This window comes from Streptomyces vilmorinianum, from assembly GCF_005517195.1.
Taxonomy (GTDB): domain Bacteria; phylum Actinomycetota; class Actinomycetes; order Streptomycetales; family Streptomycetaceae; genus Streptomyces; species Streptomyces vilmorinianum.
Window position 1 is genome coordinate 826,036 of sequence record NZ_CP040244.1, and the last position, 22,230, is coordinate 848,265.

The window sequence follows — 22,230 nt, forward strand, 5'->3', positions numbered from 1 at the left end:
GCACCTGTGAGCAGTGCCGACCAGACCCCCACCGCCAGCGCCGAGCTGCGTTCCGACATCCGCCGACTGGGCGACCTGCTGGGCGAGACGCTCGTCCGGCAGGAGGGACACGAGCTTCTCGAACTCGTCGAGAAGGTCCGCCGCCTCACCCGCGAGGGCGGCGAGGCCGCCGCCGAGCTGCTCGGCGAGACCGACCTGGAGACCGCCACCAAGCTGGTGCGCGCCTTCTCCACGTACTTCCATCTGGCGAATGTCACCGAGCAGGTCCACCGCGGCCGCGAGATGCGCGAGAAGCGCGCCGCCGAGGGCGGGCTGCTGGCCCGCACCGCCGACATGCTCAAGGACGGCGACCCGCAGCACGTCCGCGAGACGGTACGGAACCTCAACGTACGGCCCGTGTTCACGGCGCACCCGACCGAGGCGGCCCGCCGCTCGGTCCTCAACAAGCTGCGCCGGATCGCCGCCCTCCTGGAGACCCCGGTCATCGAGGCCGACCGGCGCCGCCACGACCTGCGGCTCGCCGAGAACATCGACCTCGTCTGGCAGACCGACGAGCTCCGGGTGGTCCGCCCCGAGCCCGCCGACGAGGCCCGCAACGCCATCTACTACCTCGACGAGCTGCACGCCGGCGCCGTCGGCGACGTCCTGGAGGACCTCGCCGCCGAGCTGGAGCGCGTCGGCGTCGAGCTGCCCGCCGGGACCCGCCCGCTGACCTTCGGCACCTGGATCGGCGGCGACCGCGACGGCAACCCCAACGTCACCCCGCAGGTGACCTGGGACGTGCTGATCCTCCAGCACGAGCACGGCATCACCGACGCCCTCGACCTCATCGACGAGCTGCGCGGCTTCCTCTCCAACTCCATCCGCTACGCGGGGGCCACCGAGGAACTCCTCACCTCCCTCCAGCGAGACCTGGAGCGCCTGCCGGAGATCAGCCCCCGCTACAAGCGCCTCAACGCCGAGGAGCCGTACCGGCTCAAGGCCACCTGCATCCGGCAGAAGCTCGTCAACACCCGCGAGCGCCTGGCCAAGGGCACCCCGCACCAGGAGGGCCGCGACTACCTCGGCACCTCCGAGCTGGTCCACGACCTCGCCCTGATCCAGACGTCGCTGCGCGAGCACCGCGGCGCCCTGTTCGCCGACGGGCGGATGGACCGCACCATCCGCACCCTGTCCGCGTTCGGCCTCCAGCTCGCCACCATGGACGTCCGCGAGCACGCCGACGCCCACCACCACGCGCTCGGCCAGCTCTTCGACCGGCTCGGCGAGGAGTCGTGGCGGTACGCCGACATGCCCCGCGACTACCGGCAGAAGCTGCTCGCCAAGGAGCTGCGGTCGAGGAGGCCGCTCGCGCCGACGCCCGCCCCGCTGGACGCGGCCGGGGCCAAGACCCTCGGCGTGTTCGGGACGATCAAGGAGGCCTTCGAGCGCTTCGGCCCCGAGGTCATCGAGTCGTACATCATCTCGATGTGCCAGGGTGCCGACGACGTGTTCGCCGCCGCCGTCCTGGCCCGCGAGGCCGGTCTGATCGACCTGCACGCCGGCTGGGCCAAGATCGGCATCGTGCCGCTCCTGGAGACCACCGACGAGCTCAAGGCCGCCGACGTCATCCTCGACGGCATGCTCGCCGACCCCTCCTACCGGCGCCTCGTCTCGCTGCGCGGCGACGTCCAGGAGGTCATGCTCGGCTACTCCGACTCCTCCAAGTTCGGCGGCATCACCACCAGCCAGTGGGAGATCCACCGCGCCCAGCGCCGGCTGCGCGACGTCGCGCACCGGTACGGCGTACGGCTGCGGCTCTTCCACGGCCGCGGCGGCACCGTCGGCCGCGGCGGCGGCCCCTCGCACGACGCGATCCTCGCCCAGCCCTGGGGCACCCTGGAGGGCGAGATCAAGGTGACCGAGCAGGGCGAGGTCATCTCCGACAAGTACCTGATCCCGTCCCTGGCCCGGGAGAACCTCGAACTGACCGTCGCCGCCACGCTGCAGGCCTCCGCCCTGCACACCGCGCCGCGCCAGTCCGACGAGGCGCTGGCCCGCTGGGACGCGGCCATGGACACGGTCTCGGACGCCGCCCACACCGCGTACCGGCGCCTGGTCGAGGACCCGGATCTGCCCGCGTACTTCTTCGCCGCGACGCCGGTCGACCAGCTGGCCGACCTGCACCTGGGGTCCCGGCCGTCGAGGCGGCCCGACTCCGGCGCCGGTCTGGACGGACTGCGGGCCATCCCCTGGGTGTTCGGCTGGACGCAGTCCCGGCAGATCGTCCCCGGCTGGTTCGGTGTCGGCTCGGGCCTCAAGGCGCTGCGCGAGGCGGGCCTCGACGCGGTCCTCGGCGAGATGTACGAGCAGTGGCACTTCTTCCGCAACTTCCTCGCCAACGTCGAGATGACGCTCGCGAAGACGGACCTGCGGATCGCCCGCCACTACGTCGACACGCTGGTGCCGGACGAGCTGAAGCACGTCTTCGCGACCATCGAGGAGGAGCACGCGCTCACCGTCGCGGAGGTCCTGAAGGTGACGGGCGGCCGGAAGCTGCTCGACTCCAACCCGGTGCTCCAGCAGACCTTCGCCATCCGCGACGCGTACCTGGACCCGATCTCCTACCTCCAGGTCGCCCTGCTCGCCCGCCAGCGCGCGGCCGCCGAGCGCGGCGAGGACCAGGACCCGCTGCTCGCGCGGGCGCTGCTGCTGACGGTCAACGGCGTCGCGGCGGGCCTGCGCAACACCGGCTGACGCCACCCGCACACGACAGTGCCCCCGCCGGAAAGGAATCCGGCGGGGGCACTTGGCGTCACAGGGCTCAGTGCTGCTGGGCCTTGCGACGGCGCGTCACCAGGAACGCGCCGGCACCCGCGAGGGCGACGGCGGCCGCGGCGATGATGCCGACGGGGGCGCTGGAGCCCGTCTCGGCGAGGTCACCCTCGGCGTCGACCGAGGTGGAGGCGGACGGCGTCGCGCCGGCCGAGGCGGACTCGGTCGGGGAGACCGAGGACGACGGGGACGTGCTCTCCGAGGGCGACTCCGACGAGGACGGGCTCTCCTCCGGCGTCGTCTCCGTCGTCGTCGGCGTCGGGGTCGGAGTCGCCGAGGACGGGCAGGTGTGGGACAGGTTGAAGAACTTGGCCTCACCGTCGATCTCGGCGGTCGCGGCCGTCAGCTCCGCGCCCGGGGCCGAGGCCACGTACGCGTGCTTGCCCTCGGGGTTGCCGAAGGAGCTGAAGTCCGTGATGACGAGCGGGGTGCCGTTGTCGAACGTGACCGTCAGCTTGGTGAAGTCGGCGTCCTTGCCGGGCAGGACGAAGTGCCAGCCATCCTTGTCGTCAGGGATGCCCGGGCACTCCTCATTGCCCTCGTTCTCGAACTCCGCCGCCGTCAGCGGGAGGTCCTTCTCGTGGTGGAAGGGCACCTCCGCCGCCGAAGCGGCGGGGGCCAGCACCAGGGAGCCCGCCATGGCGGCGACCAGCGCGCCGGCGGAAATCAGGGATCGTCGCATGTGCAGTCGTCCATCTGGGAGATGAGAGGGTTGCCGTGGGAGGTGGCGGGGGCAGCCTATCCGCACACTTAAGTCACCCTTAACCCAAGGGTTCATAACAATCCCGTCAGATCCCGCCCACATGTCGGGAATCTGTCAGAGTGCGAAGAATGCTCCCAGGAGCAGCGCCCCGCCCACGGCCGCCGCCACCCACGCCGTCCGCGTCAGCCGCAGCCCGCCCCCGACGACGAGCGCGGCCAGCAACAGCGCCCCGCCCAGCGGCAGCCAGGCGTGGAAGCCGCCGCCCCAGCCCGCCCGTACCGCCTCGTCGGTCCCCGGCTTCACCACCACCGCCAGCGTCTGGCCCTTGTCGGCCGCCACCGAGCGCTCGATGGTCAGGGTCCGTTGCGGGGAGGCCGGGTCCTCCGGTACGTAACGGCCACTGCACGTCTCGTCGTTGCAGCCCGTCACGGTCAGCGTGCCGTGCTCGCGGCCCTTGGACAGCAGGACGTGCTGCGCCGAGCCCCAGGACGACCAGGCGCCCGCGACCACGAGCAGCAGGGCGACCAGGACCATGGCGGCGTTACGGGCGTGCGTCATGGTCCGCGATCGTACAGTCGTACGGAGCCGGCGCTCCCGGCGTCAGGAGTTGTACGCCGACTGCGCGCGCTCCAGACCCTCCGCCACCAGGCACTCGACGGAGTCCGCCGCCCGGTCCACGAAGTAGTCGAGCTCCTTGCGCTCCGTCGAGGAGAAGTCCTTCAGGACGAAGTCGGCGACCTGCATCCGGCCCGGCGGGCGGCCGATGCCGAACCGCACCCGGTGGTAGTCCGCGCCCATCGCCTTCGTCATCGACTTCAGGCCGTTGTGGCCGTTGTCGCCGCCCCCGAGCTTCAGGCGCAGCATCCCGTAGTCGATGTCCAGCTCGTCGTGGATCGCCACGACGTGCGCCGTCGGCACCTTGTAGAAGTCGCGCAGCGCCGTGACCGGACCGCCCGAGAGGTTCATGTAGGACATCGGCTTCGCGAGGATCACCCGGCGGTTGGCGGGCCCGGGCGGGCCCATACGGCCCTCCACGACCTGCGCCTGCGCCTTCTGCGCCCGCTTGAACTTCCCGCCGATGCGGTCGGCGAGCAGGTCCACGACCATGAAGCCGACGTTGTGGCGGTTGGCGGCGTACTCGGGGCCGGGGTTGCCGAGGCCGACGATCAGCCAGGGGGCGTTCGCGTCGTCCGTCATGTCCGTCTCGTCTCCTCGTGTGCGTACCGGCAGGTGTACAGAAGAAACGGGGTGGCGGGCCGTCGCGGCCCGTCACCCCGTCACGTCAAGCAGAGCCTACGGCTCAGGCCTCGGCGCCCTCGGCGGCCTCGCCCTCGGCGGCCTCGGCGGCCGGCTCCTCGGCCTGCGCGGCCAGGATCTGGACGGCGACGGCGTCGGCGTCGGTCACCAGGGTCGTGCCCTTCGGCAGCGCGATGTCCTTGGCGAGGATGGAGGCACCGGCCTCCAGGCCCTCGATGGAGACCGTGACGGACTCGGGGATGTGGGTGGCCTCGGCCTCGACGGAGAGCGTGTTCAGCACGTGCTCCACCAGGAACGTGCCCGGGGCCAGCTCACCCTCGGTCTCGATGACGACCTCGACGGTGACCTTCTCGCCGCGCTTCACGAGGAGCAGGTCGACGTGCTCGATGAAGCCCTTCAGCGGGTCGCGCTGCACGGCCTTCGGGATCGCGAGCTCGTTCTTGCCCTCGAGCTCCAGGGACAGCAGGACGTTCGGGGTACGCAGGGCGAGCAGCAGGTCGTGGCCCGGCAGGGTGACGTGGACCGGGTCGGTGCCGTGGCCGTAGAGAACGCCGGGGACCCTGCCCTCGCGGCGGACGCGGCGCGCCGCACCCTTGCCGAACTCGGTACGGGTCTCGGTGGCGAGCTTCACCTCGGACATGTGCACTCCTCGTAGATGGTGACGAATGTGGCTGTCACCCGGCCACGACTGGCGATGGCCTGCTACGAAGAGCGCGTCGATAACGGACCGCCGTACCTCTGGTACGGCCTCCCTCGCCGAGCAACTACGGCAGTCTACCCGCCGCCGGCCGCGCCACCCAATTGGATCACCCGGGCCCCGGGCCGGCCAGCTCCGCCAGCATGTCCCGGATCACCGGGCCCGCCGACCCCGAGCCGCTCTCCGCCCCCTCCACGACGCACGCGATCGCGATCTCGCCGTCGTGCGCGACCAGCCAGCCGTTGTTGTTCCCGTCCTCCGTCACCTCGGCCGTACCCGTCTTCGCGCCGACCTCGCCCCCCAGCCCGGCCAGCACCTTCGCCGAACCGTCCGTGACCGTGTCCCGCATCAGCGAGCGCAGCTGCCCCACCACCCGCTCCGGCAGCTCCTTCGTCTCGATCCGCTCCTGTCGCGTGCCCCTGACGAGGAGAGGCTGGCGGAACGTCCCCGAGACCGCCGTCGCCGTCACGGACGCCATCGTCAGCGGGTTCGTCCGCAGCCGGCCCTGCCCGAACAGCGCCGCCGCCTTCTCCGTCTCGTCCTGCGGCACCGGCACCTTCGCGTCCACCGAACCCACCCCGGTCTTCCACTCCGGCCCGCCGATCCCGAAGAACTCCTTCGCGAACGCCGTCACCTCGCCGTTGCCGAGCTTCCCCCGCAGCGCCACGAACGCCGTGTTGCAGGAGTGGATGAAGTCCTCCCGGAACGTCGCCCCCTTGATCTCGGACGTCTCCACGTTGTGGAACTGCTTCCCGACGGTCAGGTACTTCGGGCAGTCCACGACCGTCGACGGCGTCACGGCCCCCTTCTCCAGGAGCGCCGCGCTCGTCAGCACCTTCCACGTCGAACCCGGCGCGTACGTCCCCTGGAACGCCCGGTTGAAGCCGCCGGCCGGGCCGTTGGCGACCGCCACCACCTCGCCCGAGTCGATCCGCAGCGCCACCAGACCCGCGTTACGGCCCTCCGTGTGCCGGGCCAGCGCCTTCTCCGCCGCCCGCTGCGCCCGCGCGTCGATCGTCGTCCGCAGCGGACCGCCGCCCTCGCCCGCCGCCGGGCCGAACCGCACCGCCGTCGACCGCACCTCGCCGGTGATCCGGTCCACCACCTGCACCTCGCCCCGCGGCTTCCCGCCGCCCAGGCCGAGGACCGCCGCGAGCGACGGGTGCGCGGACGCCGAGATCGCCTTCCCGTCGCGGTCCACGGCCGCCAGCTCCGCCGACTCCTCCTCCACCAGCTTGAACTTCTGCTTGTCCGTCAACTGCGGGTGGATCAGCGGCAGTTCCCACCGCACCCGCCACCCCGCGTCCGTACGGGACACGCCGAGCTCCGACCCGTACGACCAGGTGCCCAGACCCGCCACCGGCATCTTCGCCGTGTACGGGACGGTGGCACCGCTCTCGCCCTCCGCGCGGGCCGCACCCGCCGTCAGGACCGGCTTCGCGATCTCCAGGCCCGCCGTGAAGTTCCGCAGCGTCAGCTCGGCCTTGGCGGGCGAGTCCGTCAGCCGCGCCGCCCCCGCCAGATCACCGGCCGCCCAGCTCCGCAGAAACGTTTGCGCGGTCCGTACGGCCTCCGGATCCGCCACCGCGGGGGCGTCGCCGCCCTTCGTGAACGGCCCGTACATCACAGCCCAGCCGGCGGCCCCCGCCACCAGCGCACCCGTCACCGCCACCGCCGGCCAACGTCGGCGCCGTCTCACCCGATGAGTCGTCATGCCGGTCAGCGAAACAGACACCACGGCCCCCGGTCCAAGACCTTTATCGCCATGGAAGGCATAGCCGATTGCCTATCCTTGCCGGTCATGGACCTGCTGCTGCATCTGCGGTACTTCCGGACCGTTGCCGAGGAACAGCACTTCGGGCGCGCCGCGGAGCGCCTGCGCATGGCCCAGCCCTCCCTCTCCCAGCGCATCCAGCGCCTCGAACGCGAACTCGGCGTCCGGCTCCTCGACCGCTCCAGCCGCGGCACCACCCTCACCCCCGCCGGCCGCCTCGTCCTCGCCGAGGCCGAACACCTCCTCGCCGCCGCCGACCGGCTCAGCGCCACCGTCGCCCGCGTCCACAGCGGCCGGGCCGGCACCCTGCGCGCCGCCGTCCCGCCCCGCCTCGGCGGCGCCGCCGTCGGCGCCCTGCTCATCGCCTTCCGGGAACGCTCCCCGGGCGGCGACCTCGACCTGCGGGAACTCTCCACCGCCGAACAGACCGCCGAACTCGCCGCCGGCACCCTCGACGCCGGCATCGTCCGCCACCCCTGCCCCGCCCCAGGACTCGCCTTCGGCCCCGTCCTGCACCAGCCCCTCGGCGTCCTCCTCGCCGCCACCGACCCCCTCGCCGCGCTCCCCGAAGTCCCCACCGCCGCCCTCACCGGCCGCGACCTCGTCCTCTTCCCGCGCACCGAGGCCCCCGCCCTGCACGACGAGACCCTCACCGCCTGCGCCCGCCACGGCTGCACCCCCGGCACCGTCCACGAGGCCACCGGCCCCGACTTCACCCGCGGACTCGTCCTCTCCGGCGGCGCCATCGCCCTCGAACCGCACGCCCCGTCCGAACCCGGCACCGTCTGGCGCCCCCTGCGCGGCACCCCCGTCACCTGGCGCACCTCCGCCGCCTGGCCCAGCGGCCGGGACGGGCCCGCCGTACGGCTCTTCGCCGAGACCGCCCACGAGACACTCCGCGACCACGCGGGCATGCTCACCGCCCCGTCGGCCCGGATCGTCCACCCCCGCCCCGCATCGGAGTTCCCCCTGTGACCGCCGCGCCCCACGCCGTCCGTACGCGTATCACCGCGGCCTTCACCGACGCGGGCGTCACCGGACAGCTGCACGCCACCGACATCGACACCGATGCCGCCATCGGCGTCGGCTCCGACGTGACCGTGCCCACCGCAAGCGTCCACAAGCTGTGCCTGATCGCCACCCTCTACCGGGAGGCCTCGCTCGGCCGGCTCGACCTGCGCCGACCCGTCGACATCCCCGCCGAAGGCCGCTCGCCCGGCGCCACCGGCCTCGCCGTGATGCGCGACGCCGCACGCCTCTCGCTGCGCGACCTCGCCACCCTCACCGTCGCCGTCAGCGACAACACGGCCGCCGACCTGCTCTGGGACGCCGTCGGCCTGGACACCGTCAACCGCTGCATGACCGATCTCGGCCTCACCCGTACCGTCGCCGTCCAGACCATGCGCGAGCTGTACGCCACGATGCGCGAGGACGCGGCCGGCTCACCGGCCGCCCTCACCGACCCCGCCGTCGTCGCCCGCCTGCGCGCCCTCGACCCGGCCCTCACCAACCGCTCCACCCCCCGGGAGACCGCCCGCCTGCTCGCCGCGATCTGGCGCGACGAGGTGTGCGCGGGGGAACGGGCCGCGCAGTACGGGCAGGAGCTGCGCGAGGTCCTCGGGCTCCAGGCCTGGAGCCACCGCCTCGCCGCCGGATTCCCCTTCGACGACGTCCGCGTCAGCGGCAAGACCGGCTCGCTGCCCACGCTGCGCCACGAGGCCGGAGTCGTCGAGTACCCCGACGGCGGCCGGTACGCCGTGGCCGTCTTCACCCGGGCCGCCGCGACGACGGTCACGCTCCCGGCGGCGGACGCCGTGATCGGCCGGGCGGCACGGATCGCGGTGGACGCGCTGCGGGCGGCGGCGGCCTGAGACGCGGGGCCGGATCCTCCGGACGGGGTCCTCCCGCCGGCCCCATCCCATGCGTCATAAGAGCGGCATAAGAACTGATCCCGCGTTGAATCCGGGCGTTCCAGGGAGAACCACCTCGCGGGCGTCAACGAGGACGCCACCTCGCGACGGAGGAGACATGCTCAAGGGAACCGGCCGAACCGGCCACCTGGTCCGCGCACTCGCGCTCTTCTCGACCGCCGTGGTGATACTCGCCGCACCCCCCGCGTTCGCGCAGGAAGGACCCACCGTGCCCCGCTCGGCGGCGGAGAACCCGGACCTGTGGTTCGTCGAACTCCAGAGCCCGCCGACGACGGACGGCACCAGCATCAACACCACCAGGCGCGAGAAGGCCGCCTTCCGCGCGGAGGCACGCAGGAGAGGCCTCGACTACAGCGAGCGCCGCGCCTTCGACACCCTCTGGAACGGGCTCTCCATCAGGCTCGCCGCCTCCCAGCTCGACACACTCACACAGGTGCCCGGCGTGAAGGCGGTCCACCCCGTCGACACCGTCGCGCTCCCCCCGAGGGACGACGTCGCCGACCCCCAGCTCGCCACCGCGACAGCGATGACCGGGGCGGACGTCGCACAGAACGAACTCGGACTCAGCGGCACCGGTGTGAACGTCGGCGTCATCGACACCGGCCTCGACTACGACCACCCGGACCTCGGCGGCTGCTTCGGCCCCGGCTGCCGCGTCGAAGGCGGCTACGACTTCACCGGCGACGACTTCACCGGCTCGCAGACGCCCCCGGTCCCCGACGAGGACCCGGACGACTGCAACGGGCACGGCACCCACGTGGCCGGCAACATCGGGGCGAACGGCCAGGTCACCGGCGTCGCACCCGGCGTCGCCTTCACCGCCTACAAGGTCTTCGGCTGCGAGGGGCAGACGACCGCCGACATCATGCTCCAGGCCATGGAGCGCGCCCTCGCCGACCAGGTGGACGTCGTCAACATGTCCATCGGCGCCCCCTTCGCCTGGCCCCAGTACCCCACCGCCCAGGGAGCCGACCGACTCGTCCGCAGGGGCATCCCCGTCGTCGCGTCCATCGGGAACAGAGGCGAGGACGGCCTCTACTCCAGCAGCGCCCCCGGCGTCGCAGACCAGGCCATCGGCGTCGCCTCCTACGACAACACCCACACCAACCTGCCGGTGTTCACCATCACCCCGGACGGCACCAAGATCGGATACATCAGCGCCGAAGGAGCCCCCCCACCCCCCACCAGCGGCAGCTTCCCCATGGCCCGCACCGGCACACCCACGTCCACCAACGACGCCTGCGACCCCCTGCCGGCCGACAGCCTGACCGGCCAGGTCGCCCTCATCCGGCGCGGCGCCTGCGGCTTCCACACCAAAGCCAGGAACGCCGAGCTCGCCGGAGCGGCCGGAGCCGTGATCTACAACAACGTGCCAGGGCGATTCGGCGCGAGCCTCAGCGGCGAGCCCGCCGTCACCATCCCCGTCGTCACCGTCTCCGACACCGAAGGCGTCCTCATCGACGGCCGGCTGGCCGACGGGCCCGTCACCATGACCTGGACCGCGGACACCGAAGCCTTCCCCAACGCCACCGGCAACCAGATCTCGGACTTCAGCTCCTACGGCCCCGGCCCCGACCTCACACTCAAGCCCGACCTCGGCGCCCCCGGCGGCTTCATCCGCTCCACCTACCCCCTGGAACAAGGCGGATACGCGACGCTCAGCGGCACCTCCATGGCGTCCCCGCACGTCGCCGGCGCGGTCGCGCTGCTCCTGGAAAGAAGACCCAACACGCCCGCGAACGCCGTGCGCACGATCTTCCAGAACACCGCCGACCCGAAGCCGCCGTCCGACGACCCCGGCGCCCTCGACAACGTGCACCGGCAGGGCGGCGGCATGCTCGACATCCCCGGCGCGGTCCTCGCGGAGGCGACAGTCGAGCCCAGCAAGCTCTCGCTCGGCGAGAGCCAGGCGGGACCGGCGACGCGGACCCTCACGATCAGGAACCGCAGCAACGCGCCGAAGACGTACCAGCTCACACACGCGGCAGCACGCGCCACCGGACCGGACACCCTCAACGTCACCCACCACGACGCACCGGCGACCGTCGCCTTCACCTCGGCCGGGAACCCCGTCACGGACGTGACCGTGCCCGGCGGCGGCACCGCGACGATCAACGCCACCATCACGGCACCCGCGTCGCTCGCGGACCGCGGACTCTACGGCGGCTATCTGACCCTGACCAACACCCAGGCGCCCGCCGAGGTCTACCGCGTCCCCTACACCGGCTTCAAGGGCGACTACCAGTCGATCCCGGTCCTGACCCCGACGGTCAACGGGTTCCCCTGGCTCGCACGATGGCAAGGCGACGATTTCTACAAGGTGCCGCCGGCCTCCTCGACCTTCTCCCTGACCGGCGAGACCAACGTCCCGTACGTGCTCGCCCACGTCGACCACCCCGTGCGCCGCCTGCGCATCGAGGTCTTCGACGCCGCCACCGGCCGGCCCTGGCACACGGCGGTCGACATCCAGTACCTCGAGCGCAACGCCACGCCCAGGAACTTCTACTACTTCTCCTTCAACGGCGAGACGAGGAGAGGGAACAGGACGTACACCGTGCCCGACGGGCAGTACGTACTGAGGCTCACGGTCGTCAAGGCGCTCGGCACCGAACCGGCCGACACCGAGACCTGGACGTCACCCCCGTTCACCATCGACCGCCCGTAGAAGACGCGAAAGGGCCGCCTCCCCGAAGGGGAAGCGGCCCTTTCTCATGCGTACGGGCGGGGCGTACGGGTCTGCCTACTGCTCCTCGAAGAGGCTCGTCACCGAGCCGTCCTCGAACACCTCGCGCACCGCGCGGGCGATCGTCGGAGCGATCGACAGGACCGTGATCTTGTCGAGGTCCAGGGAACCCGGCACCGGGAGCGTGTCCGTGAACACGAACTCGCTCACCTTGGAGTTCTTCAGACGGTCCGCGGCCGGGCCCGACAGGATGCCGTGCGTGGCCGTCACGATGACGTCCTCGGCACCGTGCGCGAAGAGCGCGTCGGCGGCGGCGCAGATCGTGCCACCGGTGTCGACCATGTCGTCGACCAGGACACAGACGCGGCCCTTGACGTCACCGACGACCTCGTGGACGGTCACCTGGTTGGCGACGTCCTTGTCACGGCGCTTGTGCACGATCGCCAGCGGCGCGTCCAGACGGTCGCACCAGCGGTCGGCGACACGCACACGACCGGCGTCCGGGGAGACGATCGTCAGCTTCTCGCGGTCGACCTTGCCACCCACGTAGTCGGCGAGCACCGGCAGCGCGGACAGGTGGTCCACCGGACCGTCGAAGAAGCCCTGGATCTGGTCCGTGTGCAGGTCGACCGTGAGGATGCGGTCGGCACCCGCGGTCTTCAGCAGGTCCGCGACCAGACGGGCCGAGATCGGCTCACGACCGCGGTGCTTCTTGTCCTGACGGGCGTAGCCGTACGACGGGATGATCACGGTGATGCTCCGAGCGGAGGCCCGCTTCAGAGCATCGATCATGATCAGCTGCTCCATGATCCACTTGTTGATCGGAGCCGTGTGGCTCTGGATCAGGAAGCAGTCCGCGCCACGCGCCGACTCCTGGAAGCGGACGTAGATCTCACCGTTGGCGAAGTCGAAAGCCTTGGTCGGCACGAGACCGACACCCAGCTGGTGCGCGACCTCCTCGGCCAGCTCGGGGTGGGCGCGGCCGGAGAAGAGCATCAGCTTCTTCTCGCCGGTCGTCTTGATCCCGGTCACAGCACTGTCTCCTCAGACGTGTTCTCTGGCCGCGAATCCCGCGCTCCCGTGCGCGTGTGCGAGCCAGCCGAATTTGTGTGCACGTATCACGGTACGCCGAGTTCGACGTACCCGTTTCCGGTCAGCTTTCCCCGGCGGGCCCCTCCGTGACCGCCTGAGCGGCCTGCGCGGCAGCGCTTCCGGGCCGCTTCCGGGCCACCCAACCCTCGATATTCCGCTGCTGGCCCCGGGCGACGGCGAGCGAACCGGCCGGTACGTCCTTGGTGATGACGGACCCGGCGGCGGTGTACGCACCGTCCCCGATGGTGATGGGTGCCACAAACATGTTGTCCGACCCGGTCCGGCAGTGCGACCCGATCGTGGTGTGGTGCTTGGCCTCGCCGTCGTAGTTCACGAAGACGCTCGCGGCGCCGATGTTCGTGTACTCGCCGATCGTGGCGTCGCCCACGTAGGAGAGGTGCGGGACCTTCGTGCCCTCGCCGATGGTCGCGTTCTTCATCTCCACGTACGTGCCCGCCTTGGCCTTCAGACCGAGGTTCGTGCCCGGACGGAGGTACGCGAACGGCCCCACGGAGGCGCTCTCGCCGATCACGGCGGAGTCGGCGACCGTGTTGTCCACCCGGGCGCCCTTGCCGACCGTGGTGTCCTTCAGGCGCGTGTTCGGGCCGACCTCGGCGTCCTCGCCGATGTGGGTGGCGCCGAGCAGCTGCGTACCGGGGTGGATGACGGCGTCCGGCTCGAAGGTCACCGTGACGTCGACGAGGACGGAGGACGGGTCGACGACCGTGACACCGGCCGTCATGGCCCGCTCGAGCAGACGCTGGTTGAGCAGGGTGCGGGCCTCGGCGAGCTGGATCCGGTTGTTGATCCCGAGGATCTCGCGGTGGTCGCCGGCGACCGATGCGCCGACCCGGTGACCGGCCTCGCGCAGGATGGACAGCACGTCGGTGAGGTACTCCTCGCCCTGGCTGTTGTCCGTGCGCACCTTGCCGAGCGCGTCGGCGAGCAGCCGGCCGTCGAAGGCGAAGACGCCGGAGTTGATCTCCCGGATCGCCCACTGCTCGTCCGTCGCGTCCTTGTGCTCGACGATCGCGGTGACGGCGCCGGTGGCGGCGTCGCGCACGATCCGCCCGTAGCCGGTGGAGTCCGGGACCTCGGCGGTCAGCACGGTGACGGCGTTGCCGTCGGCCGCGTGGGTGGCGGCCAGGGCCTTGAGGGTCTCCCCGGAGAGCAGGGGCGTGTCGCCACAGACGACGACGACCGTGCCGTCGGGCGCCTGACCGAGCTCCTCGAGCCCCATGCGGACCGCGTGACCGGTGCCGTTCTGCTCGTGCTGCACGGCGGTACGGGTGCCGGCGTAGTGCGCGTCCAGATGCGCGGTGACCTGCTCACGGGCGTGCCCGACGATCACGACGAGCTGCTCGGGCTCCAGCTCGCGCGCGGCGGACACGACGTGCCCGACGAGGGAGCGTCCGGCGATTTCGTGCAGGACCTTGGGGGTCTTCGACTTCATGCGGGTGCCCTCACCCGCTGCGAGGACGACGACGGCGGCCGGGCGGTTGGCGCTCACGGGAATGCCCTTCGGCTTCGGGTGGTGGACATCCGCAGGATACCGGGGGGTCCAGGTCCGGAAATGAGTGCGGGTCCCGACCGAGTGGTCGGGACCCGAACTGAGCATGGCCGCTCCCGGGGGAGGACTCGAACCCCCATGATCAGAGCCAAAATCTGACGTCTTGCCCTTAGACGACCCGGGATGGACCGCTATGTCCGATTCTTGGGAACCGGTGCGGATGCCGCCCCTACTATGCCGTACCAGGCCCCCTCGATGCGACGGTACAGATCGGCGCTTTGGCGAATGTGGATCACAAGGCATCCGTGGTACTCGTCGCCCACGTTCTTGCGGACGGTCTTGGGGTTGTGGCGTTTGAGGGTCGTCTTGCCAAAGCTCTCGATGTCGGCGCCGACGATCTCGGCCCAGTGCCGCTCGGCCGCCGCGGCGTCGGCGCTCTCGTGGATCATGACGTGGTAGGTGTGCCGCGCCCTCTCGACGCCGAGAAGGTCGAGCCACGCGACGAAGATCTGGATCATGCCTGGGTCGCTGTTGACGAACGCCACCCTCTCGCGGCGGGCGTGGGGCTTGTCCTTGGTCCCCTCGGCCCAGTACAGGGCTACGCCCAGGAGGAACAGCTCGCGTTCCGACATCGCGCCGACCTCGCTCGCGGCTGCCTGCTTGGCTCGCCGGCGCTCCTCCTCGCGACGCTGGAGTGTGACCTCCCACCCCCGCCTGGCGATCGCCGACGCCTCCTCGCGGGTGCGCTTGCGCTCCGGTTTCGGGAGGTCGCGTACCCAGAGCGAGATCGAGCTCTTCGAGCAGCCAAGCTCCAGCTGGATCTGGTCGTACGTCCTGCCCTCCCGGCGGAGCTCGCGGGCTCGGTCCCGGAGGTCGTCCTTCGCGTTCGGGCGCTTGGTCCACTCCGGTGGGGGTTCCCCCTTCACCAGTCGGTGGAGGATGTCGTTGTTGCCGATCTTCAGGCGGTCTCGGATCTGGCGCAGGCTGAGGCCCTCGCGGCGTAACGCGATCGCCTGCTCGCGCAGGATCTCGAAGTCCGCGTACTTGCTCGTGGCGGATGTCATACGAACACCATGCGTCCGGAATGCGGACATCCGGGTCGAAAACCTGGGCGATTCAGTAGTTCGAGGGACAGGTGTGTGTGCGTGGTTGACGCGCGTCATCCCCTCGTCGTGCGGTCGCCGGAAAATGACTCGCGCCCGCCCGTAGGCTGGTCGCCATGACCACAATGGGGGCGCACCAGGACGAGGCGGCCACGGCTGCCGCCCGTGGCTGGTGGTGGTGGGGGAGACGGCGTAGTGCGGTGCTCGACGGCGGGCTGGCCGTCGTGTCGGCGCTCGAGTGCGGGCTGGAAGGGATCGGCTTCGCCGGGGACGCGGGGCTGCCGGTGCCCGTCGGGGTGCTGTTCGGGCTGATCGTCGGGTCCGTCCTGCTCGTGCGGCGCCGGTGGCCGATCGCCGTCGTCCTCGTCTCGATCGCCGTCACGCCCGCCGAGATGGGCTACCTGATGGGGATCGTCGGGCTCTACACGCTCGCCGCCTCCGAGGTGCCCCGCCGGATCACGGCCGCGCTGGCCGGTATGTCGACGGTCGCCGTGTTCATCGTGACGGTGGTACGGCTCCGCCAGGACGTCGCCCAGGCCGACGTCGACCAGCAGGACTTCGACCCCAGCGGCTGGTACGTCCCCGTCGTCTCCCTCTTCATGACCCTGGGGCTCAACGCGCCCCCCGTCCTCTTCGGCCTCTACATAGGGGCGCGGCGCCGGCTCATGGAGAGCCTGCGGGAGCGTGCCGACAGCCTGGAGCAGGAGCTGTCGCTGCTGGCCGACCGGGCCGAGCAGCGGGCCCAGTGGGCGCGGCAGGAGGAGCGGACGCGGATCGCGCGGGAGATGCACGACGTGGTCGCGCACCGGGTGTCGCTGATGGTGGTGCACGCGGCGGCGCTGCAGGCGGTCGCGTTGAAGGACCCGCAGAAGGCGGTGAAGAACGCGGCGCTGGTCGGCGACATGGGCCGCCAGGCGCTGACGGAGCTGCGCGAGATGCTGGGCGTGCTGCGCGAGGACGCCGCCCCGTCTCCGGCGTCCTCGGTGTCCTCGGCGTCTCCGGTTCCGCTGGCCGCGGTCGGCCGGGCGGCGGCGGCCGCCGCCGAGGCCGCCTCGGAGGACGGGCCCTGCCTGGACGCTCTGGAGAAGCTGGTCGAGCAGTCCCGGCAGGCCGGCGTGGTCGTCGAGCTGACCGTGCTCGGCGAGGCGCGGGCGTACGCCGCGGAGGTCGAGCAGACCGCGTACCGGGTCGTCCAGGAGGCGCTGACCAACGTCCACAAGCACGCGGCCGGCGCGAAGGTCGTCGTCCGCCTCGCCCATCGGGAGGGCGAGGTCGCCATGCAGGTCGAGAACGGCCCCTCGGACGGGGCCGCCACCGACGCCCATCTTCCGAGCGGCGGCAACGGCCTGGTCGGCATGCGGGAGCGGGTGACGCGTCTGGGCGGCGTCTTCGTCTCGGGCCCGACGGACGCGGGCGGCTTCCGGGTGTCGGCGGTGCTGCCGGTGGGGGAGCGGGCGGCGTAGCGGAGCCGGTGTCGTACGCGCGCCTACGAGAGTCCCGCCCCCGCGCTCAGCCCGTGACGAGCCGCGTCGGCTGCGCCCCCGTGATCAGTGTCGACAGCGCCGTGTCGATGTCGCGGCCCAGGAACCAGTCGCCCGTGTGGTCCAGGCTGTACACCCGGCCTTCCAGGTCGATCGCGAGGACCGCCTGGTGGTCCCCTTCCTCCCCGAGCGGGGAGATCTCGGTGTCCAGCGCGCGTCCCAGGTCGGCCAGTGTGCGGGCCAGGTGCAGGCCGGCCAGTGGGTCGAAGCGCAGCGGCGCCGGGGCGATCTGGCGGCCGGCGCCGGGTGACGTGACGCGCAGGCCGCCGAACTCGGCCCAGGCCTCCACCGCGGCCGGGAAGACGCTGTGCCGGTGGCCGCCCGGGGAGACGTGGGCGCGCAGTGCGTCGGCCCACTGCTCGGCGAGTTTGATGTCCCAGCGGCCCGGCTGCCACCCCGCCTCGCGGAGGGCGGCGTCGACGTTGACCGGGAAGCGGGTGGTGCTCAGATGGTCGGGCATGGAGGTGCGGTCAGCCGTTCTCGACAGTCGAGGTGGGGTCGACGGTGCGTACCCCGAAGTGGGCGAGCATCGCCGTACAGGAGCGGCAGGGCGCGGCGTAACCGCCGTGCAGCGGGTCGCCGTCCTCGCGGATGCGGCGCGCGGTCAGTTTGGCGTTCTTGAGCGAGCGGCGGGCCTCGCTGTGGGTGAGCGGCTTGCGCTGGGCGCGCTTGGAGCGGCCGGTCTCGGTGGCGGTCAGATGGCGGGAGAGCAGGATCGCCTCGGGGCAGCGGCCCGTGAAGCGTTCGCGCTGCCCGCTGGTGAGGGTGTCCAGAAAGTCCTGGACGAGCGGATGCAGGGCGGGGGGCTGGTCGCCGCGGCCCGCGGTGCAGGTGAGGGTTTCGCCACGTACGGAGAGCGCGGCGCCGACGGTGGGCAGGATTCCGTCGCGGCGGAAGCGCAGTAACGGGGCGCGGGTGGATTCCGTGCTGCTCCAGTTGAGGCGTGGGTCACCCTGCGTGGGCGTCGGTGCGGCGTACATGGTGCGTGTCTTCCCCTCCTGCAATCCCCCGAGTTGCTGGAACAGACTGCCAAATGGGACGCCTCATGCGGAAGCGGGGTAGGTGAAACGTGCTGCGGCGTGTCGGAACTATCGCCGGTGCGTCATCCGCTCGTGACACTTGGTCACGGTCTGTGGCCGTGGGCGGATCGGGCCGGGTCGCGGGCTTGTGGCAGCGCATAGGCTGTGCGGAATCAGCCAGCAGCCAGCGCAGGGGGCAACCGCCATGACGACAGGTCGGCTCGGGCAGCACGCCGCGCCACCGAACGCGGCTTACGCCGGGCAGGTCGTGCACTTCCCGGACCCGGTCCGCGCCTCCCGGCACCCCAGAGGGGTGAGGGTGGACGAACGGGGCTATCCGGACTTCTCGCCGTACGCCCGTGCGGCGGCGGAGATCGCCGATCCACCCGAGGGCTTCGGCGTCGACGAGCTGCGTCTGACGGACTACGTGTCGGCGAACGCGGCGCTGGCCGCGACCGGCCACGAACTGTGGGACACCATCCCCGCCGTGGCCACTCCGCACGGCTGGACCTGGCACCACGTGGCGGGCGGCCGGCGGATGGAGCTCGTACCGGTCGAGGTGAAGGCCTTGTTGCGTCACCACGGCGGGGTCGCGACCGCGGCCGTCGACCAGGCCAAGCGGGGCACGCGTCCGCTGCAGGAGACCCGGCCGGTCCATTTCGGGCTGCCCAAGGGCCTGGTGTCGGTGACGGAGCAGCAACTCCTCGGTGTGGAGGAGGACCTGGGCTACCGGCTGCCGGACGCGTACCGCTCCTTCCTGAAGGCGGCGGGCGGTTGCGCGCCGGTGGGCGCGGGTCTCGACGCGGAGCTCGGTCTTCTGGTGGACCAGCCGTTCTTCACGGTGCGCGAGGAGGCGGGGGTCAACGACCTCGTCTACGTCAACAAGTGTCTGCGTGACCATCTGACCAAGGACTACCTGGGCGTCGCGTTCGTGCAGGGCGGGATCCTGGCGGTGAAGGTGAAGGGCGACAGGATCGGTTCGGTGTGGTTCTGCGCGTACGACGACGCACGTGACCAGGACGGGTGGACGGTGAACGAGCGCGTGGAGCGGCTGTTGCTTCCGTGCGGCGAGGACTTCGACGTGTTCCTGCAGCGTCTCGCCGGCAATCCGCCGGAGCTGGAGACGGTGGCGAACCTGATGGTGGACGGCGGCTTCGCGCGCGCCGTGCCCGTGGTCCCGGTGGGGGAGTGAACTGGCTGTGGTGACGTTCGCGCAGGCGCAGGAGCGCGCCGAGGAATGGATCAACGGTGATGTGCCGGCGTACCAGCACCGCGAGGTGCGGGTACGGGAGTTCGAGCTGGGCTTCGTCGTGTGGGCGGAGGACCGCGAGGAGGGCCCGACCTCGGTCGGCGGCCGGCAGCGGCTGGTCATCGCGCGGGACAGCGGCGAGGCGACGCTGTGGCCCGGGCTGCCGGTGGGCGAGGTGATCCGTCGGTACGAGGAGGAGTACGGGGCTCCGGAGGACGCCGGTACGGGGTCGGCGGCGCCGGCGCCGCCGGAGCGGATCGATCTGAACGCGACGTCGTTCCTGCTGAGCCCGCCGGAGTGGCTGCAGGACGCGGCGGACAAGCTGGGTCTGCCGCCGAAGGGGCCGAACGCGTCGCAGGCGGGCGGGAGTTCGTCGTCCGCGGAGTCGGCGGGGGAGTCGGCGGGGGCGGGGGCGGTGGCCGATGCGTCGGTCGGTGCGTCGGCGGACGCCTCGGAGGGCGTTTCCGTGGGTGCTGCCTCGGCGGGGCGTCCGGTCGACTACGAGCCGACGGCGTCGGACGGTGTGCCGGCGGAGACGCCGCCGGGCGGCAGCCCGTGGGTGGACGCGAACGCGAGCTTGGGCGGTGCGGACGGCTCCGTGCCGCTGCCGGCGACGGTGTTCGCACCGCCGCTCTCGGGCGCGGACGACGACGACACCCCGCCCCCGGTGGTGGGCGCGGACGCCCCGACTGCCCTGATGTCGGGCGGCAGCGCACTGCCGCCGACGGCGGTGGCCCCGAGGCTCGACCCGAACGCCCCGCCGCCGGGGGCGCCTTCGGCGCCTGGCGCGGGCCCGGGTAGTACGCCGGGTGCTCCCGCCGACCCGGGTGCGCCTGGTGCGCCTGGTTTGCCCGGGGGCGCGGGTGGTCCGTTGCCGCAGGGCGGCCCGGGCTCGGCCGGCGGACCCGCTATGCCTGCGACGCCGGGTGCTCCCGGCGCGCCCGTGGGTTCCGGTGGCCCGTCACCGTCCGGTGGCCCCGATGTTCCTCCGGCGCCGGGTGCTGCCGGTGCGCCTGGCGCTTCGGGCGGTCCCGGTACTGCCAGTGGTCCCGGCGGTCCGGCGTCCACCGGTGGTTCCGGTGCGCCTTGGGCCTCGGGAGGCTCGGCGTCGGCCGGTGGTCCTGGTGTGCCCGGAGCCCCGGGTGTCCCTGCGGCGCCTGGCGCTCCCGGCGCCCCCGGCGCTCCCAGCTCGACGGCCACTCCTCCCCCCGCCCCCGGGGGTTCCCGGGCGGGGGACATCGCGGATGCGGCCACCAGTAAGGCCGTGCTGCCGCCGCGGGCCGCACGTGGGGGTGGCGGGAACACTCCGCCGCCGCCTCAGGCGCCCGGAGTTCCCGGTGCGCCCGCCGGCGGTTACGTACCGACGCAGCTGGTGGCGCAGCTCGGGCCCGACGGGCCCCAGCCGCCCGGTCCGCCCGGGCCACCCACGCCGCCCGGTCCGCCCACGCCGCCCAGGCCCGTGCACCAGGCCGCGACCATGCTCGCGAACCCGAGCCAGGGCGGGCCCGGTACGCCGCCGCCTCCGCCCGCGCCGCCGGGGATGCCCGGTGGTTCCGACGGCGCCGGTGCCGGTGTCGCGCACGCGGCGACGATGCTGGCCCACCCCGGTCCCGGCGGTCCGCCGGGACCGCCCGGGCCGCCCGGTGCGCCGGGCACTCCGCCCGGTGGGGTGCACCACGCGGCGACGATGCTGGCGCACCCCGGTCCGGGTGGTCCGCCCGGACCGCCGGTGCCTCCGCCGTCCGCTCCCGGCGCCCCGCTCGGCGCCCAGGGCACGCCGCCCCCGGCGTACGGGTACCCGCAGCAGCCCACCGGTCAGCCCACGGTCGGCCCCGGCTACCAGGCCGTGCTGCGTTACCGCGCGCCCGACGGCTCCGAGGCGCAGATCATCCGGCGGTCCGCGCCCGGTACGCCGCACCCCGAGTGGCAGATCCTGCACGAGCTGCGCGCCATGAACGTGCCGCCGCAGCAAGTCCTCGAACTGCACACGGAGTTGGAGTCCTGTGAGCTGCCGGGCGGTTACTGTGCCCGGATGATCCGGGAGACCTGGCCGCAGGCGCGGATCACCAACATCGCGCCGTACGGCAGGGATCACGCGGGGCGTCAGCAGGGCATGCGGCAACTCCTCACCCACCAGGGCGAGTTGCATCAGGTCGCGGACGGTCCGGCCCGCCCGGCGCCGGTCCGCGCCCCGCTGCCGCCGGTGCAGCCGGCTCCGCCGATCCCTCCGGAGGGTGTGGCGCAGGAGCTGGCCGGTGCCTTCGGCCCGGGTATCTGCCGGTTCGACCAGCGGGCCGTCTCCCGGCAGGGCGTGCCGGAGGTCGTCGCGCTGACTCTCGTATGGGCGGGTCTGCCGGCCGACTTCGGGCCGTTCTTCTGGGCGCAGCCGGCTCAGCCGGTCGTTCCGACGCTGGCCGAACTCGCGGCGCAGCGGCAGGTCCAGCCGGCCTCGGACGCGGGCTCGTACCTCGTGATCGGCTCGGACTTCGGGCGGGCGATCTGCGTCCAGTACGGGACCGCGCACATCGTCGCCGTACCGGTCGAGGCCGGTCCGGGCGGGCAGCCGGTGCCGCCGCAGTTCGTGAACAGCGGGCTGCCGGAGTTCACGCGCTCCATGGCGCTGCTCGGCCGGATGTGGCGGCTGCGGTTCGGGCTCAACCCGGAGCAGGCGGGTCGCTGGACGGTCGACTTCCAGGCGCAGCTGGCGATGCTGGACCCGGCGGCGCTCGCGTCGCCCGAGAACTGGTGGTCGGTGCTCCTGGAGCAGATGTGGGACGGTCTGCTCTAGCCCATTGGTGACCGAAGGCGCCCGACGTGTATGTCACGTCGGGCGCCTTTTGTCGTGTCTGAGGGAGTC

The 22,230-nt window shown here is 72.1% G+C and carries 17 protein-coding genes and 1 tRNA gene; 7 read left to right on the plus strand and 11 right to left on the minus strand.

Annotation, left to right across the window (positions count from 1 at the left end; translation table 11 throughout):
* Window positions 1-6: 6 nt before the first annotated feature.
* A complete protein-coding gene (gene ppc / locus FDM97_RS04060; RefSeq protein ID WP_137988895.1) occupies window positions 7-2,736 on the plus strand; it encodes a phosphoenolpyruvate carboxylase in 2,730 nt (909 codons plus the stop codon).
* Between the two features lie 67 nt (window positions 2,737-2,803).
* Here ppc and FDM97_RS04065 read toward each other — a convergent pair whose 3' ends face one another.
* The 5 genes from FDM97_RS04065 to FDM97_RS04085 form a co-directional block, all read right to left on the minus strand.
* Entirely contained in the window at window positions 2,804-3,496 is a 693-nt protein-coding gene (locus FDM97_RS04065) for an LPXTG cell wall anchor domain-containing protein (RefSeq protein WP_137988896.1), read from the minus strand.
* A gap of 135 nt (window positions 3,497-3,631) precedes the next feature.
* Window positions 3,632-4,075 carry a hypothetical protein gene (locus FDM97_RS04070; RefSeq protein WP_137988897.1) on the minus strand — a complete coding sequence of 148 codons (444 nt, stop codon included), beginning with the start codon at window positions 4,073-4,075 and terminating at the stop codon, window positions 3,632-3,634.
* A 42-nt stretch (window positions 4,076-4,117) separates the two neighbouring features.
* Window positions 4,118-4,714 (minus strand): aminoacyl-tRNA hydrolase, encoded by a 597-nt coding sequence (gene pth / locus FDM97_RS04075; RefSeq protein WP_137988898.1) that lies wholly within the window; start codon window positions 4,712-4,714, stop codon window positions 4,118-4,120.
* Between the two features lie 103 nt (window positions 4,715-4,817).
* Complete coding sequence (locus FDM97_RS04080) at window positions 4,818-5,414, minus strand: 50S ribosomal protein L25/general stress protein Ctc (protein WP_137988899.1); 597 nt, start codon at window positions 5,412-5,414, stop codon at window positions 4,818-4,820.
* Window positions 5,415-5,580: 166 nt separating this feature from the next.
* Complete coding sequence (locus FDM97_RS04085) at window positions 5,581-7,185, minus strand: penicillin-binding transpeptidase domain-containing protein (protein WP_137988900.1); 1,605 nt, start codon at window positions 7,183-7,185, stop codon at window positions 5,581-5,583.
* An 87-nt stretch (window positions 7,186-7,272) separates the two neighbouring features.
* Here FDM97_RS04085 and FDM97_RS04090 point away from each other — a divergent pair, with 87 nt between their 5' ends.
* From FDM97_RS04090 to FDM97_RS36810, 3 genes are all read left to right on the plus strand, one after another.
* Window positions 7,273-8,220: a LysR family transcriptional regulator gene (locus tag FDM97_RS04090; RefSeq protein ID WP_137988901.1), complete on the plus strand. Its 948-nt coding sequence runs from the start codon at window positions 7,273-7,275 to the stop codon at window positions 8,218-8,220.
* Window positions 8,217-9,116, plus strand: a complete 900-nt coding sequence (locus tag FDM97_RS04095) for a serine hydrolase (RefSeq protein WP_175439030.1) — start codon at window positions 8,217-8,219, stop codon at window positions 9,114-9,116. The genes FDM97_RS04090 and FDM97_RS04095 overlap by 4 nt, the downstream gene beginning before the upstream one ends.
* A 157-nt stretch (window positions 9,117-9,273) precedes the next feature.
* Window positions 9,274-11,841, plus strand: a complete 2,568-nt coding sequence (locus tag FDM97_RS36810; RefSeq protein ID WP_137988902.1) for a S8 family serine peptidase — start codon at window positions 9,274-9,276, stop codon at window positions 11,839-11,841.
* Window positions 11,842-11,916: 75 nt separating this feature from the next.
* Here the strand turns inward: FDM97_RS36810 and FDM97_RS04105 are convergent, their stop codons facing one another.
* From FDM97_RS04105 to FDM97_RS04120, 4 genes are all read right to left on the minus strand, one after another.
* Window positions 11,917-12,891 carry a ribose-phosphate diphosphokinase gene (locus FDM97_RS04105; protein WP_137988903.1) on the minus strand — a complete coding sequence of 325 codons (975 nt, stop codon included), beginning with the start codon at window positions 12,889-12,891 and terminating at the stop codon, window positions 11,917-11,919.
* 121 nt (window positions 12,892-13,012) lie between these two features.
* Complete coding sequence (glmU, locus tag FDM97_RS04110; RefSeq protein ID WP_137988904.1) at window positions 13,013-14,461, minus strand: bifunctional UDP-N-acetylglucosamine diphosphorylase/glucosamine-1-phosphate N-acetyltransferase GlmU; 1,449 nt, start codon at window positions 14,459-14,461, stop codon at window positions 13,013-13,015.
* 113 nt (window positions 14,462-14,574) lie between these two features.
* Window positions 14,575-14,645: transfer RNA gene (locus FDM97_RS04115), tRNA-Gln, on the minus strand.
* 7 nt (window positions 14,646-14,652) lie between these two features.
* Window positions 14,653-15,525, minus strand: a complete 873-nt coding sequence (locus tag FDM97_RS04120) for a hypothetical protein (RefSeq protein ID WP_137988905.1) — start codon at window positions 15,523-15,525, stop codon at window positions 14,653-14,655.
* 155 nt (window positions 15,526-15,680) lie between these two features.
* Here FDM97_RS04120 and FDM97_RS04125 point away from each other — a divergent pair, with 155 nt between their 5' ends.
* Window positions 15,681-17,027, plus strand: coding sequence for a sensor histidine kinase (locus FDM97_RS04125; protein WP_137988906.1), 1,347 nt, complete (start codon window positions 15,681-15,683; stop codon window positions 17,025-17,027).
* 46 nt (window positions 17,028-17,073) lie between these two features.
* On the opposite strand, the gene FDM97_RS04130 is transcribed toward FDM97_RS04125, so the two are convergent.
* Window positions 17,074-17,565: an SUKH-3 domain-containing protein gene (locus tag FDM97_RS04130; RefSeq protein WP_137988907.1), complete on the minus strand. Its 492-nt coding sequence runs from the start codon at window positions 17,563-17,565 to the stop codon at window positions 17,074-17,076.
* Window positions 17,566-17,575: 10 nt separating this feature from the next.
* Window positions 17,576-18,085, minus strand: a complete 510-nt coding sequence (locus tag FDM97_RS04135; protein WP_137988908.1) for a YwqJ-related putative deaminase — start codon at window positions 18,083-18,085, stop codon at window positions 17,576-17,578.
* Window positions 18,086-18,329: 244 nt separating this feature from the next.
* Here FDM97_RS04135 and FDM97_RS04140 point away from each other — a divergent pair, with 244 nt between their 5' ends.
* Both FDM97_RS04140 and FDM97_RS04145 read left to right on the plus strand, forming a co-directional pair.
* Window positions 18,330-19,316: an SMI1/KNR4 family protein gene (locus FDM97_RS04140; RefSeq protein WP_137988909.1), complete on the plus strand. Its 987-nt coding sequence runs from the start codon at window positions 18,330-18,332 to the stop codon at window positions 19,314-19,316.
* Window positions 19,317-19,323: 7 nt separating this feature from the next.
* Window positions 19,324-22,161 carry an SUKH-4 family immunity protein gene (locus FDM97_RS04145; RefSeq protein ID WP_137988910.1) on the plus strand — a complete coding sequence of 946 codons (2,838 nt, stop codon included), beginning with the start codon at window positions 19,324-19,326 and terminating at the stop codon, window positions 22,159-22,161.
* Window positions 22,162-22,230 lie beyond the last annotated feature (69 nt).